The organism is Variovorax sp. LjRoot175, from assembly GCF_964253805.1.
In the GTDB taxonomy this organism is placed as follows: Bacteria; Pseudomonadota; Gammaproteobacteria; order Burkholderiales; family Burkholderiaceae_C; genus Variovorax.
On sequence record NZ_CAXURY020000001.1, the window covers coordinates 1,781,072 to 1,793,378 of the forward strand.

Genomic DNA, 12,307 nt, shown 5'->3' on the forward strand with positions numbered 1-12,307 from the left:
CGAGTGCGCTTGCTCGGTGGCGCCAGCGGTTTAGTCGATCACTCTGCTTGTGCGCAGACGCAGCGAGTTGGCAATGACGCTGACAGAAGACAGCGCCATCGCAGCCGCCGCAATCACCGGCGACAGGAGTATGCCGAAGAACGGGTAGAGCACGCCCGCCGCGAGCGGTATGCCGGCCGCGTTGTAGACGAAGGCGAAGAAGAGATTGGTTCGGATGTTCTTCATCGTCGCCTGCGACAGGCGACGGGCCCGCGCGATGCCCATGAGGTCGCCGTGTAGCAGCCTCACGCCTGAGCTCTCCATCGCCACGTCGGTGCCGGTTCCCATCGCGATGCCGACGTCCGCCGCGGCCAGTGCAGGGGCGTCGTTGACGCCATCGCCAGCCATGGCCACGGTGCGGCCTTCGGTCTTCAAGCGCTGGACGACCGACGACTTGTCCTGCGGGAGAACGTCTGCGACCACCTCGTCGATGCCGAGCTGGCGCGCGACGGCTTGCGCAGTGATTCGCCCGTCGCCCGTGAGCATGACTACCCGTATGCCTTCCGCACGCAGCGCCGCAATGGCGGTCGCCTCGGTCGCGACGACCGGCTCGAGCGCCATTCCACAGATAGGGCAGCTTCCAGGCCCCATCTGACGAACCTGTGGGTGCATGGGGCAGGTGTACTCGACGTTCGCACCGCCGCCCGTCTTTATCGCAGCGCCGCGGTGACCACCAGACCCATCTCCGGCATCCCGGCCATCAGCACCGTGGTCTCGATGATCGTGTTGTCCGTGCGAAGCTTCCTCGGGAGTCGCGATGGGCGCGGTCGGATGGCGGGAATGTGGATTCATTGAGACCTCTTGTATTGTCAGTCTCGACCCTTCAACCATAGGAAGGTCAACAGGCTTCTGGTATCGGCCGCAGGCTAGGTCGCTAGGACTTGAGCCTTGGACCTGTGATGGCAGTCTGCGAACCCGCTGAGCTCGGCGAGTTCGTCGATGATGGGGCAGTCCGGCCGCTGGTCTCCCTGGCAGCAGTCCGCCAGCCGCTCCAGCGTGCGCTTCATGCTTTCCATCTCTTCGATACGCCGGCTGAGGCCGTCGGCATGCGTCAGAGCAATGCGTTTGACGTCGGAGCTTGCGCGGCGCTTGTTCCGCCACAGCTTCAACAGCTCAGAAATCTCGGCCATGCTGAAGCCGAAAGAGCGTCCGCGCCGAATGAACCGCAGCGTGTGCACATCCTTCTCGGTGTACTGGCGGTAGCCCGAGTCCGTGCTACCGACCTTGGACAACAGTCCAAGCGATTCGTAGTGACGGATCATCTTGGCATTGACCCCGCAACGGGCGGATGCCTGACCGATATTGAACGGCCCATCAAAGGTGCTGCACATCACGCACCTCCTTTCCAGCGCCGCGACGCATGCTGTTGCTCATCGACATCTCCTGTCTTTAGATTTCCGATTCAGGAAATATCAACTCTCCCATCATGGGAAGGTCAATCCGACATGTACGAACCCCACCTTTTTTCAGGGTTAAGCAGGCCTTGGGGACTACTTGAGCGGCAATTTCAGGATGCTTCCGCTTGCTGCCGCAGATGCATCAACATGCCCCGACACATGTGAGTCACTCATGGGTCGTTCCACCCTTCGCGATCTGCGTCCAGGTCCGACCCTGGTCCTTGCTGAGAAACACGCTTCGCTTGAAGGTCGCGATCGCGATCTCTTCGCGCCGGACAGGGTTCTGCGCGATGTACGCCACAGCATCGTCTGTCGGCGCTGGGATCGGCACCTCTTCGGCCTTGGCCCTGGCCTTCAATACGATCCTCGCCAGCACCGCCTTGTCGGCATAGGTACTGAACCACAAGTGCTGCCCATCCAGATCGAAGCTTTCGGCAGTCACCATGCCGCCGACCAGCCGCTCGAAGCTCTCCGCCGAATTCCGGGACAGATAGAGTCCCTCGTCCGTGCCCGCGGCGACGACGGCAGCGTTGGTGGGATGCACGGCCAGGCTATGGAGCCAGCGCCCCAGTCCCTTGGCCGCGGCGCGTCGCCACCTGAGGCCGTCGGTCCGCGTGTGGTAGATGCCGACTTGGCTCATGCGGGTGTTTGCCTCTTTGTTGGCCACGTACACGGCGTTGGTCGCGAAGCTGGTTGCCAGTATGTGGAAGTCCGACTCGCCCGTGAGCCCGAGCTGCTGCCAGGTTTTGCCGCCGTCGCTGCTCTTGATCAGGCCAAAGGGATCGGTCAGCTCGGAACCCGGCGCCGGGTGCCCGCTGCTGTACAGCGCATCGCGCGTGGCGGAGAAGCCCATGTAGTCGTGCGCCGGCCCCTCCGCCTTGGACCAATGCCCGTCCGCGTACACGGCAAGGCCATGGTGGCTGGGGATCAGGAGCTGCTTTCCGTCAGCGCTATAGGACAGCCCGTGGACGTGAGTCAGGGTCACCGGTTGGCCGGCACGAACTGGCGGCGCCGCGAGGACGCCAAGTGCGCATGCGAGCATCCAGGCGTGGAGAGTCTGTCGTTGGGCGAGGCTCGCACGAATCATCTGAGGCCTCCGGTCCTCGTCATGATGATTTGTGTATCGGCAGGTAGAACAGTTCCTCGCCACGCAAACCAGCTTCTTGATCCGGCACCTAGACTGTCGAGTCCGCCTGCAAGATTTGGCGCTTGGCAGCAACAGGATGGCGGCCCGCAAATCCGGTGAGGTCGGCGAGCTCGTCAATGATCGGACAGTCTGGCCGCTCGTTTCCCTGACAGCAATCCGCCAGCCGCTCCAGCGTGCGCTTCATGCTTTCCATCTCTTCGATGCGCCGGCCGAGATCTTCCGCATGTGCGAGCGCGATGCGCTTGACGTCAGCGCTTGCACGGCGCTTGTTCTGCCACAGCTTCAGCAGCTCTGCAATCTCGGCCATGCTGAAGCCGAGCGTGCGCCCTCGCCGGATGAAGCGCAGCGTGTGCACATCGTTCCCGGTGTACTGGCGGTAGCCCGAGTCCGTCCGGCTGATCTTGGGCAACAGGCCGAGAGATTCGTAGTGCCGGATCATCTTGGCGTTGACCCCCGAGCGGGTGGCTGCATCGCCGATGTTGAACGGCCCCGCAAAAGTACTGCTCATCACGCACCTCCTTTCCAGCGCCGCAGGAGCAGCGCATTGCTCACCACGCTCACGCTGCTGAAGGCCATCGCCGCGCCGGCGATCACCGGGCTCAGCAGGCCGAAGGCCGCGAGCGGGATGCCGACCACGTTGTAGACGAAGGCCCAGAACAGGTTCTGCCGGATCTTGGCGTAGGTGCGGCGCGAGATGTCGATCGCGTCGCTCACCAGCGCCGGGTCGCCGCGCATCAGCGTGATGCCGGCCGCATGCATCGCGACGTCGGTGCCGGTGGACATCGCGATGCCGACGTCGGCCGCGGCCAGCGCCGGCGCATCGTTGATGCCGTCGCCCACCATCGCAACGCGCTGGCCCTCGGCCTTGAGCTGCGCGACCACGGCGGCCTTGTCTTCGGGCAGCACCTCGGCGCGCACGGTGTCGATCTTCAGCAGCTTCGCCACCGCCTCGGCGCTGCCGCGGTTGTCGCCGGTGACCAGCGCCGTGCGGATGCCCTGCGCGTGCAGTTGTTCGATGGCGGCCGCGGCATTCGCCTTCGGCGCATCGCCGAAGGCAAGGAGGCCGATCAGCTTCGGACCTTCGCTGACGTCGGCCAGCCAGGACACGGTGCGGCCTTCGGCCTGCAGCTGCGAGGCGCGCGCGTCGAGCTTGCCCAGCGGCACCGAGAGCTCGCGCATGAAACGCGTGCTGCCCAGACGCAGCGCGCGGCCCTCGACCGTGGCCGCCATGCCGCGCCCGGCCGCGGCGCGCACTTCGCCGGCGCGCGGGATCGCGAGGCCCATCTGCTGCGCTCGCGCGAGCACCGTGCGCGCCAGCGGATGCTCGCTGCCCGCCTGGATGGCTGCGCTTGCGCGCAGCAGGGCGGTTGCATCGCCGTCCACCGCTTCGAAGGCCGCCAGTTCCGGCCGGCCTTCGGTCAGCGTGCCCGTCTTGTCGAAGGCAACGATCTTCACGCTGTGCGCCACTTCGAGCGCCTCGGCGTCCTTGATCAGCACCCCGTGGCGCGCGGCCACGCCGGTGCCGGCCATGATCGCGGTCGGCGTCGCCAGACCCAGCGCGCAGGGGCAGGCGATCACGAGCACGGCCACCGCATTGAGGATCGCGGCTTCCCAGTCGCCCGTGCCCAAGCCCCAGCCGAGCACGGTCACGAGCGCGATGCCGATGACGATCGGCACGAAGACGCTGCTGACCCGGTCGACCAGGCGCTGGATCGGCGCCTTCTTCGCTTGCGCGGATTCGACCAGCCGCACGATGCGCGCGAGCGTCGATTCCGCGCCCACCGCGGTGGTCCGGACGACGAGCAGGCCCTGGCCGTTGACGGCACCGCCGGTCACCGCGTCGTCCACCTGTTTGGCGACCGGCAGGCTTTCGCCGGTGATCAGCGACTCGTCGACCTCGCTCGCGCCCTCGGCCACGAGGCCGTCCACCGGCACGCGCTCGCCGGGCCGCACGACCACCAGGTCGCCGACCTGGACCTGCCCGAGCGCGACGTCCCGGTCCACGCCGTTGCGGCGCACGCGGGCGCGCTCCGGACGCAATGCATTCAAGGCGCGGATCGCCTCGGTGGTCTGGCGCTTGGCCCGCGTCTCCAGCCACTTGCCCAGCAGCACCAGCGTGATCACCACCGCCGAGGCCTCGAAGTACAGATGCGGCGGCATGCCGTGGCCCGCATGGGTATAGAGCAGGTAGACGCTCAGCCCGTAGCCGGCCGTGGTGCCGAGGGCCACCAGCAGATCCATGTTGCCGGTGCCGGCTTTCAGCGCCTTCCATCCGGCGCGGTAGAAGCGCGCTCCGAGCCAGAACTGCACCGGTGTCGCCAGCGCGAGCTGCAGCCAGCCGTCGAGCATCCACGCGCTGCCGAACAGGAGGCCCAACATCGGCAGCATCAGCGGCGCCGAGAGCAGGGCCGCCACCGCGACCGGCCACCAGTCGGGCCAGCGGCGAGCGACCGTGGCCGGCGCAACGGGCGCCTCCTCCTCGACCTCGTGCGCGGCATAGCCCGCCTTCTGAACGGCGGCGATCAGGCTGTGCACGTCGAGCGAGCGGTCGGCGAACGCGACCTCTGCCTTCTCTGTGGCCAGGTTCACCGTCGCGGAAGCCACGCCCGGCACTTTGGCCAGCGCCTTCTCGACGCGCGAGACGCAGGATGCGCAGGTCATGCCCTCGATCTGCAGACTCAGCGTCTGCTCGCCGACGTCGTGGCTCGATGCGGGCGGCCGTAGCGCCAGGCTGTCGTTCATGAACTCTCCTATTTCCAGACGGTGTTGCAGCTGGCAAGGAGCTTCAACCTTCCCATGATGGGAGAGTCAAATGATCTCACGGGACAACCTTGTTCCGTGCGCGGTCTACGGGTGGTCCGTTCTCGCCGGCTGCCGTTTAATCTGGCTGTGGAAAGGTAAACGAAAGTATTAGACGCGATGAGGCGCGCCGGGGAGATGCGATGGGAGATTGCACCGCGATTGCCGTGCCGTCCTCTGCAACCCATAGGTTGTGGATGGATGACCCTGCAAGTTTTTCGACCTACAGGATTGCTACGTTGCATCACAACCTGCACGAGCATCCTCTGTTTCAGATGCGCGAACTCGCGAAGCTCGCCAAGGAGCTCGTCCCGTTCAGCCAGTGCCGGTTCATGCGGCCGGACATCACCCCGGCTTCCAAGATCGCGCACGACAGCCTGCATCCGGACGGGCGCAGCATCGACGAGTGTTTCGAGCGCATCGAAGAGCTGAATTCGTGGCTCGCCCTCTACAACATCGAAGTCATTCCGCGCTACCAGGCCTTGCTGTTCGACATCGTCGACACCATGCGCTTCTATGTGGAACGCGAGCAGCCGGACATCTTTCGGGTGAACGGCTTCGTCTTCATCACGGTGCCGCCCTCGGTGACGCCCTTCCACATCGATCGCGAGAACAACTTCTGGCTGCAGTTGCATGGGCGCAAGACGCTGTACGTCTGGGACCATGCGGATCGCAGCATCGTGCCGGCCGAGGCGGTGGAGGATTTCATCGTCACCCATTCGCTCAGGAAGGTGCGCTTCAAGGAGGAGTTCAGGCCTCTCAGCCACGAGTTCAACGCCCGTCCGGGAGACGGCGTCTATTTCCCGAGCACCTCGCCGCACATGACGAGTTCCGATACCGCCTGGACCTCCCCGGGTGACCGCGTGTCGATCTCGGTCGGCGTGACCTTCTACACCTCGGTCACGCGCATGACCGCTCGCGTCCACCAGGTGAACCGGGTCTTGCGCAAATGTGGGTTGTCGCCCACCTACCCCGCCGAGTCGCCCGCCGTGGACGTCCTCAAGGCGCCCGTGGGCCGGCTGATCGGTGCGGCGCGATCTTCGATCGTCAAGAGGATCGGGCCAGCCGCGCGCTTCAAGCTGTCGACGGCGCCGCCGCCGGGCTCCTACTGAGCGCGACGCCTCAGCGGCGCATCGTTTCCCGCCGCGTGACCGGCGGCGCGTTGTTGCCCCACGAGCCGCGGATGTAGGTCAGCACGGCGGCGATGCCGTCGTCGTCGAGCACATGGTCGAAGGGCGGCATGCCGTAGGGCCGTGGATTGCCGGCGGTGGAGGGCAGGAAACCGCCGTGGCGCAGTGCCTGCACCAGGTTGACCGTTGAATCCATCTTGACCGTGCGGCTGCCCGCCAGGGCCGGGTAGGCACCCTCGGCGCCTTGGCCCGCGTCGCCATGGCAGTAGGCGCATTGCTGGTCGTAGATCTTGGCGCCGCGCGCCATCACGCCGGCATCGCGGCGCGCGGGTGCTGTCGCTGCAGCAGTCGGCGCGCGTTCGGGCAACTGCTTCAGGAACACCGCCATCGCCTGCAGATCGGCCTCGCTCAGGTGCTGGGTGCTGCGGTACACCACGTCGGCCATCGGCCCCATGACCGAGCCGCGCGGCGAAGTGCCGTTCTTGAGCAGGGCGACCACGTGCTGCGTGTCCCAGTCGGCCACGCCGGCCTCGCGCTTCGAATTCAGCGAAGGCGCATACCAGTTCTCGACCGGGCCGCCCGCGAGGCCCAGCTTCTCCTCGGTGGCGCCCAGCACGTTGCGCGTGCCGTGGCAGGCGATGCAGTGGCCGAGGCCGTCGACCAGGTAGGCGCCGCGGTTCCATTCGGCCGGCTTCGCCGGATCGGGAACGAAGCCGCCGGGCGAGAAGAAGAGCGCGCGCCACACCGCGAGTGCCGCTTGCGTGTCGTAGGGAAAGCGCAGCTTGTGCGGCGTGTTCGGCGCCGGCGCGGGCGGCACGGTCCGCAGGTAGGCGTAGATCGCGTCCGAATCCTCGCGCGACACGCGCGTGAAGTTCGGATAGGGGAAGGCCGGGTACAGCAGGCGTCCGTCCTTCGAACGTCCGTTGTGCATGGCGCGCCAGAAATGCGCCGCGCTCCAGCTGCCGATACCGGCGCTTTCGTCGGGCGTGAGGTTGCTTGCGTACACGGTGCCGAAGGGCGTGTCGATGCCGAGCCCGCCGGCATAGGGCGCGCCGCCGCGCGTCGTGTGGCAGCCGGCGCAGTTCCCGGCCAGCGCGAGATAGCGGCCGCGTTCGACCTGGGCCGGCGTGGCACTGAAGGCTGCAGGGACGTCGGGCAGCTTGTCTTCGCCGCGCAGGTTGAACGCGACGATCGCAAGCGCGGCCAGCACCAGCAGCGCGAGTACCCCAAGCAGCGCGTAGAGGAGGCGTCGCATGGCTAGGGCCCCATCGCGCTGCAAGGGATCGGCAGGGGTCCCGGCAGCGCGGATGCGGGCTTGGGATTCGCCGGCACCGGCTGCAGGGCCAGCCAGCTCGCCACCGCGTTGATGTCGGCCGGGTTCAGCTTGCGTCCCACCTTGGCCATGCAATCGGGCGGCAGCGCATGGCGGCCGTTGTTGAGCCAGTCGCCGAGCTGCGACGCGAGGTAGAGGCGAGGCAGGCCGAGCAGCGAGGGAATGGCGGGCGCCACACCGGTGAGCGCTTCGCCATGGCATTGCGCGCAGGCCGGAATGCCGCGCCGCGCATCGCCCTGGAGGGCGAGGGTCTTGCCGTGCTGCAGGCTTTGCTCCGACGCGTCGGAGCGGGTCGGCACGGGTGGATAGGGCAGGTCGAGCCCGGCGAAGTAGGCTGCGATCTCGCGCAGGTAGGCATCCGAGAGGTGACGCACCATGTGGACCATGTCGCTGTTGAAGCGCCGGCCGTCGCGAAAGCTCAGCAGCTGGTTGTAGAGGTAGCCCTCGGGCTTGCCGGCCAGGCGCGGGAAGTAGCCCGCGTTGGTGCTGGCGCCTTCGCGGCCGTGGCAGGCAATGCAGGCTGCCACGCGCTGCTCGATGGTGTCGGGGACGCGGGTGGGTGTCGCGGCGGCGGCAGGCGGCAGCGGCGCGAGACTGCAGGCGGCGAACAGCAAGGCGTGCCAGTAGCGTGGGATGTTCATGGGTTGCGCGCGATTCTCCCCGCATGGCCGCCGGGAGAACAGGCTCAGTGCGCGCTCCGGCGACCGGATCAGTTGCAGTCGCAGGGCGCTACAGTGCCTGCATGCGCATCCTTTTTTCGCGGATGGTCGGCTGGCAGCGCCTGCTGTGCTGCGCGGTCATCGGCCTGGCGGCGGCCCTGCTGCCCTGGCCGCTGGACGGCATTGCGCGCGGCCTGCTGGGCTGGTGCTTCGGCGCTGCCTTGTACCTGCTGTCGGCCTGGTGGCTGGCCGAAATCTCGGATGCCGAGAGCACGCGGCTGCGCGCGCAGTCGCTGGACCAGCCCAGCGCGCTGATCCTGGCGAGCATGTTGAGCGTGGTCGGCGCCAGCGTGGTGGCGATCGCGATGCTGCTGCAGCAGGTCAAGCAGATGGGCGGCGTGGAGCGCGCCGGCCATATCGCGCTCGGGCTGGTCGCGCTGGCGGGCTCCTGGCTCATGATCCACACGATCTACGGCTTTCATTACGCGCACCGCTTCTACCAGGTGGAACGCGGGCGCAAGCACCCGGGGCTGGATTTCCCCGGCAAGCTGGACCCCGACTACTTCGACTTCCTCTACTACGCCTTCGTGGTCGGCATGTGCTCGCAGGTGTCCGACGTGCAGGTCAGCTCGCGCGAGATGCGGCGCATCACGCTCGTGCACAGCGTGCTGTCCTTCGCCTTCAACATGCTGGTGCTGGCGCTGTCGATCAACGTGGTGGCCGGCGTGATCTAGGCGGGGGCGCGCTGCTGGCGTCCCAGCTTGACCAGCCCGGTCGACAAGGCCACGCCACAGACGATCACCACCGCGCAGATCAGCATCCACTGCGTGATCTCCTCGCCGAGGAACACGGCGCCGTAGAACAGCGCGAACACCGGCACCAGGAAAGTCACGGTCAGCGCGCGCGCCGGCCCGGCGGTCTCGATCAGGCGGAAGAACAGGATGTAGGCCAGCCCGGTGCAGGCGGTGCCCAGCACGATGAGCGCGAGCCAGGCCTGCAGGCTTGGCATCGTCGCCGGCCAGAGCCAGAGGGCCGGCAGAGCGAGCGCCAGCGTGGCGCCGATCTGGCTTCCGGTTGCCGTTGCAAGCGCCGGCACGCCGCTCAGGTGCTTGCGCGTCAGGCTGGCCGCGAAGGCGTAGCAGATGCAGGCCGCGAGGCAGGCGCCGATGGCCCAGCGTGCGGCGGCCTCATCGGCCCCCGATTGCAGGCCCGCGCTGCGGCCGGCCAGCATTGCGACGCCGGCGAAGCCGATCACCAGGCCGATGCTGCGCGAGCGATCGGGCCGTTCGCCGAAGAAGCGCCAGGCCACCAGCGCGCCGAACATGGGCACCGTCGCATTGATCACCGCGGCCAGGCCGCTGTTGATGGTGAGCAGCGCGAAGCAGAAGAAGGCGAAGGGCAGGCCGGAGTTGAGCACGCCGATGCCCAGCGCGGGCTTCCAGTATTGCCTGAAGCTGGACCATTGGCCGCGCATGAACAGGAGCGGCAGCAGAAACAACATCGCGATCGCGACGCGCACCGCGGCCGTCGGCAGCGCGCCGAATTCGGCGGCGCCTACACGCATGAACAGGAAGGAAGCGCCCCAGAGCATGCCCAAGAGCACCAGATCGACCAGCCAGCGGCGGTTGGCCGGGCGTGCGGCGGTTGGCAGCGGAGCAGCGGCCGTCGTGCACTCGCCTTCGCTCACAGCGCACCTTCCAGTTCGAGCAGCGCGCTCTTGCGTTCGAGCCCGCCCGCATAGCCGGTCAGCGAGCCGTTGGTGCCCAGCACGCGGTGGCAAGGGACGATCACGCTGATCGGATTGCGGCCCACGGCGGCGCCCACCGCGCGCACGGCGGCCGGCTTGCCGATGCCGGCGCTCAAGGCGCCGTAGCTGATGGTGCGGCCCGCCGGAATGGCGAGCAGGGCTTGCCACACCGCCTGCTGGAAGCCGGTGCCGTGCGAGAGGTCGAGCGGCAGGTCGAAGTGCTGGCGCTTGCCGGCGAAGTAGTCGGCGAGCTGCGCGGCCGCCTCGCGCAGCACCGGGTGCTCCGCATCAGGCTGCCAGCCGCTCGTGTCAGGCCAGTGGCGTTGCCGGTCGAACCAGACGCCGGCCAGGCCTTCGTCGGTGGCGGCCAGCGTGATGCCGCCGAGCGGGCTCTCGATGTGGGTGCTGTAGATGGTGGTGTTCTTGAATTTCATGGCTGATCGGAAGGAAGTGCTGCTGTGGCTTCGGCAGCGGGTAGAGGACTGTGCCAGGCGCGCAGCACCGCGTAGCTGCGCCAGGGGCGCCAGGCTTGCGAGGCTTCGGTTGCGGCGCGTGCAGAGGACACGCCGAGCGCCTTCTGCAGCGCGACGTCGCCGGCCGGGAAGGCATCGGGCCAGCGCAGCGCGCGCATCGCGATGTACTGCGCGGTCCAGTCGCCGATGCCGGGCAGGGCCTGCAGGGCGGCGAGCGTGGCGGGCACGTCGGCGCCGGCATGCAAGGCCAGCCGGCCGGCTTGCACCTCGCGGGCGAGCGCGCTCAACGCGGCCTGCCGTTGCCGCACGATGCCGAGCTGGCCGAGCGCATCGCCGCTCGCGCCGGCGATGGCCGCGGGCGTGGGGAACAGGCGGTCCAGCCCGGCGATCGGCGTCGCGATCGCTTCGCCGAAGGCCTGCACCAGTCGCGTGCCCATGGTGCGCGCCGCGGCCACCGTGATCTGCTGGCCGAGCACGGCGCGCGCCGCGAGCTCGAAACCGTCGACCGTGCCCGGCACGCGCAGCCCGTCGCCATGCGGAAAGCTCGCATGCAGCGCACTGTTGATCGCCATCGGCTCGGCATCCAGGTCGAGCATGGCGCGCACGCGGCTGATCACGATCGGCAGCACCGCGGCCAGCGAATCGCCGACGCGCAGCAGCAACTGCTCGCGCTGCGCGTCGAAGCGAAGCTGGAGCCAGCCCGCATGCACGTGTTCGCCCTGCACGACGCGCAGCGTGCGCGCCAGCTGCGGCGTGCCGCCGGCATCGGTGATCGACTCGACGCCGCCGAGGGCCCGGCGCGCGAAGAAGCCCAGCATCGCCGCACCGTCATAGGGCGGCCGAAAGCCCAGCCGCACGTCGATGGCCTCGCCTTCGCGACCGTCGCCCGCAGGGCCGGCGCGCCGCAGCGCGCTCGGATTGAGGCCGTAGTGTGTCACGAAGGCCGCGTTGAAGCGGCGCACGCTCGCGAAGCCGCTGGCCAGTGCGACCTGCGTCATCGGCAGCCGCGTGTCGGCGATCAGCTGCTTGGCGGCCAGCAGGCGGCGCGTCTGCAGGTACTGCAGCGGCGACACGCCGAACTGGGTCTCGAAGATGCGGCGCAGGTGGCGGTCGCTCACGCCCAGCCGCGCGGCGATGCGGGCGGCGCCGGGGCCGTCTTCGTCCCAGGCATCGGGTTCGTCGATCAGGCGCGCGGCTTGCAAGGCAAGGATGCGCGATGCGTCCTCGGTCGACCAGCTCGCGGCCCGCGGCGCGAGTTCGGGCCGGCAGCGCAGGCAGGGCCGGAAGCCCGCGGCCTCGGCCTGTGCCGCATGGCGGAAGAAGCGGCAGTTCTCGCGCCGCGGCAGCTTCACGCGGCAGACCGGGCGGCAGTAGACGCCGGTGGAGGTCACGCCGGTGAAGAAGGAGCCGTCGAAGCGTGCATCGTGGGCCTTCATGGCCAGGTAGCAGGCGTCGCTCTCGAGTCCGGCGGTGGGTGCGATGGCGGGAGACATGGGGGAATGATAGGTGTCCGTGCGCGCAGAAGTAGCCATTTCCGGACATTTGGCTCACGAGGGCCATGCCTACAATGGTCCTCAGTTTGT

At 68.0% G+C, this 12,307-nt stretch carries 11 protein-coding genes and 2 pseudogenes; 2 read left to right on the top strand and 11 right to left on the bottom strand.

What is annotated here, in order from left to right:
- Positions 1-30: 30 nt before the first annotated feature.
- From ACSQ89_RS09025 to ACSQ89_RS09050, 6 genes and pseudogenes are all read right to left on the bottom strand, one after another.
- Positions 31-591: pseudogene (locus ACSQ89_RS09025) on the bottom strand (HAD-IC family P-type ATPase); the annotation flags it as partial.
- A gap of 3 nt (positions 592-594) precedes the next feature.
- Positions 595-870, bottom strand: a pseudogene (locus ACSQ89_RS09030) (heavy metal-binding domain-containing protein); the annotation flags it as partial.
- Between the two features lie 35 nt (positions 871-905).
- Positions 906-1,370: a Cu(I)-responsive transcriptional regulator gene (cueR, locus tag ACSQ89_RS09035; RefSeq protein WP_093102148.1), complete on the bottom strand. Its 465-nt coding sequence runs from the start codon at positions 1,368-1,370 to the stop codon at positions 906-908.
- Positions 1,371-1,602: 232 nt separating this feature from the next.
- Positions 1,603-2,523 (bottom strand): F510_1955 family glycosylhydrolase, encoded by a 921-nt coding sequence (locus ACSQ89_RS09040; RefSeq protein WP_093102150.1) that lies wholly within the window; start codon positions 2,521-2,523, stop codon positions 1,603-1,605.
- A gap of 88 nt (positions 2,524-2,611) precedes the next feature.
- Positions 2,612-3,091, bottom strand: coding sequence for a Cu(I)-responsive transcriptional regulator (gene cueR, locus ACSQ89_RS09045; RefSeq protein ID WP_093102152.1), 480 nt, complete (start codon positions 3,089-3,091; stop codon positions 2,612-2,614).
- A complete protein-coding gene (locus ACSQ89_RS09050; protein ID WP_436290741.1) occupies positions 3,091-5,325 on the bottom strand; it encodes a heavy metal translocating P-type ATPase in 2,235 nt (744 codons plus the stop codon). Before ACSQ89_RS09050 ends, cueR (ACSQ89_RS09045) begins: the two co-directional genes overlap by 1 nt.
- 254 nt (positions 5,326-5,579) lie before the next feature.
- Here ACSQ89_RS09050 and ACSQ89_RS09055 point away from each other — a divergent pair, with 254 nt between their 5' ends.
- Positions 5,580-6,494 carry a JmjC domain-containing protein gene (locus ACSQ89_RS09055; RefSeq protein ID WP_436290740.1) on the top strand — a complete coding sequence of 305 codons (915 nt, stop codon included), beginning with the start codon at positions 5,580-5,582 and terminating at the stop codon, positions 6,492-6,494.
- Between the two features lie 10 nt (positions 6,495-6,504).
- Here ACSQ89_RS09055 and ACSQ89_RS09060 read toward each other — a convergent pair whose 3' ends face one another.
- Positions 6,505-7,767 carry a c-type cytochrome gene (locus ACSQ89_RS09060; protein WP_436290739.1) on the bottom strand — a complete coding sequence of 421 codons (1,263 nt, stop codon included), beginning with the start codon at positions 7,765-7,767 and terminating at the stop codon, positions 6,505-6,507.
- Positions 7,768-7,769: 2 nt separating this feature from the next.
- Entirely contained in the window at positions 7,770-8,486 is a 717-nt protein-coding gene (locus ACSQ89_RS09065) for a c-type cytochrome (protein WP_139191609.1), read from the bottom strand.
- 101 nt (positions 8,487-8,587) lie between these two features.
- Here ACSQ89_RS09065 and ACSQ89_RS09070 point away from each other — a divergent pair, with 101 nt between their 5' ends.
- The gene (locus ACSQ89_RS09070) at positions 8,588-9,238 is read left to right on the top strand and encodes a DUF1345 domain-containing protein (RefSeq protein WP_436290738.1); all 651 of its coding nucleotides are present in this window, start codon (positions 8,588-8,590) and stop codon (positions 9,236-9,238) included.
- On the opposite strand, the gene ACSQ89_RS09075 is transcribed toward ACSQ89_RS09070, so the two are convergent.
- Genes ACSQ89_RS09075 through ACSQ89_RS09085 form a run of 3 tightly spaced genes read right to left on the bottom strand, consistent with a single transcriptional unit; the run spans position 9,235 to position 12,217 of the window.
- Positions 9,235-10,191, bottom strand: coding sequence for a DMT family transporter (locus tag ACSQ89_RS09075; RefSeq protein ID WP_436290737.1), 957 nt, complete (start codon positions 10,189-10,191; stop codon positions 9,235-9,237). The two genes, ACSQ89_RS09070 and ACSQ89_RS09075, sit on opposite strands and share 4 nt — an antisense overlap.
- Entirely contained in the window at positions 10,188-10,685 is a 498-nt protein-coding gene (locus ACSQ89_RS09080; protein ID WP_436290736.1) for a methylated-DNA--[protein]-cysteine S-methyltransferase, read from the bottom strand. Before ACSQ89_RS09080 ends, ACSQ89_RS09075 begins: the two co-directional genes overlap by 4 nt.
- Complete coding sequence (locus tag ACSQ89_RS09085) at positions 10,682-12,217, bottom strand: DNA-3-methyladenine glycosylase 2 family protein (protein ID WP_436290735.1); 1,536 nt, start codon at positions 12,215-12,217, stop codon at positions 10,682-10,684. Before ACSQ89_RS09085 ends, ACSQ89_RS09080 begins: the two co-directional genes overlap by 4 nt.
- Positions 12,218-12,307 lie beyond the last annotated feature (90 nt).

Excerpts from the sequence above, each read along its gene's own strand:
- cueR (WP_093102148.1), bottom strand. The coding sequence starts at position 1,370 with ATGTGCAGCACCTTTGATGGGCCGTTCAATATCGGTCAGGCATCCGCC.
- ACSQ89_RS09040 (WP_093102150.1), bottom strand. The coding sequence starts at position 2,523 with ATGATTCGTGCGAGCCTCGCCCAACGACAGACTCTCCACGCCTGGATG.
- cueR (WP_093102152.1), bottom strand. The coding sequence starts at position 3,091 with ATGAGCAGTACTTTTGCGGGGCCGTTCAACATCGGCGATGCAGCCACC.
- ACSQ89_RS09050 (WP_436290741.1), bottom strand. The coding sequence starts at position 5,325 with ATGAACGACAGCCTGGCGCTACGGCCGCCCGCATCGAGCCACGACGTC.
- ACSQ89_RS09055 (WP_436290740.1), top strand. The coding sequence starts at position 5,580 with ATGGATGACCCTGCAAGTTTTTCGACCTACAGGATTGCTACGTTGCAT.
- ACSQ89_RS09060 (WP_436290739.1), bottom strand. The coding sequence starts at position 7,767 with ATGCGACGCCTCCTCTACGCGCTGCTTGGGGTACTCGCGCTGCTGGTG.
- ACSQ89_RS09065 (WP_139191609.1), bottom strand. The coding sequence starts at position 8,486 with ATGAACATCCCACGCTACTGGCACGCCTTGCTGTTCGCCGCCTGCAGT.
- ACSQ89_RS09070 (WP_436290738.1), top strand. The coding sequence starts at position 8,588 with ATGCGCATCCTTTTTTCGCGGATGGTCGGCTGGCAGCGCCTGCTGTGC.
- ACSQ89_RS09080 (WP_436290736.1), bottom strand. The coding sequence starts at position 10,685 with ATGAAATTCAAGAACACCACCATCTACAGCACCCACATCGAGAGCCCG.
- ACSQ89_RS09085 (WP_436290735.1), bottom strand. The coding sequence starts at position 12,217 with ATGTCTCCCGCCATCGCACCCACCGCCGGACTCGAGAGCGACGCCTGC.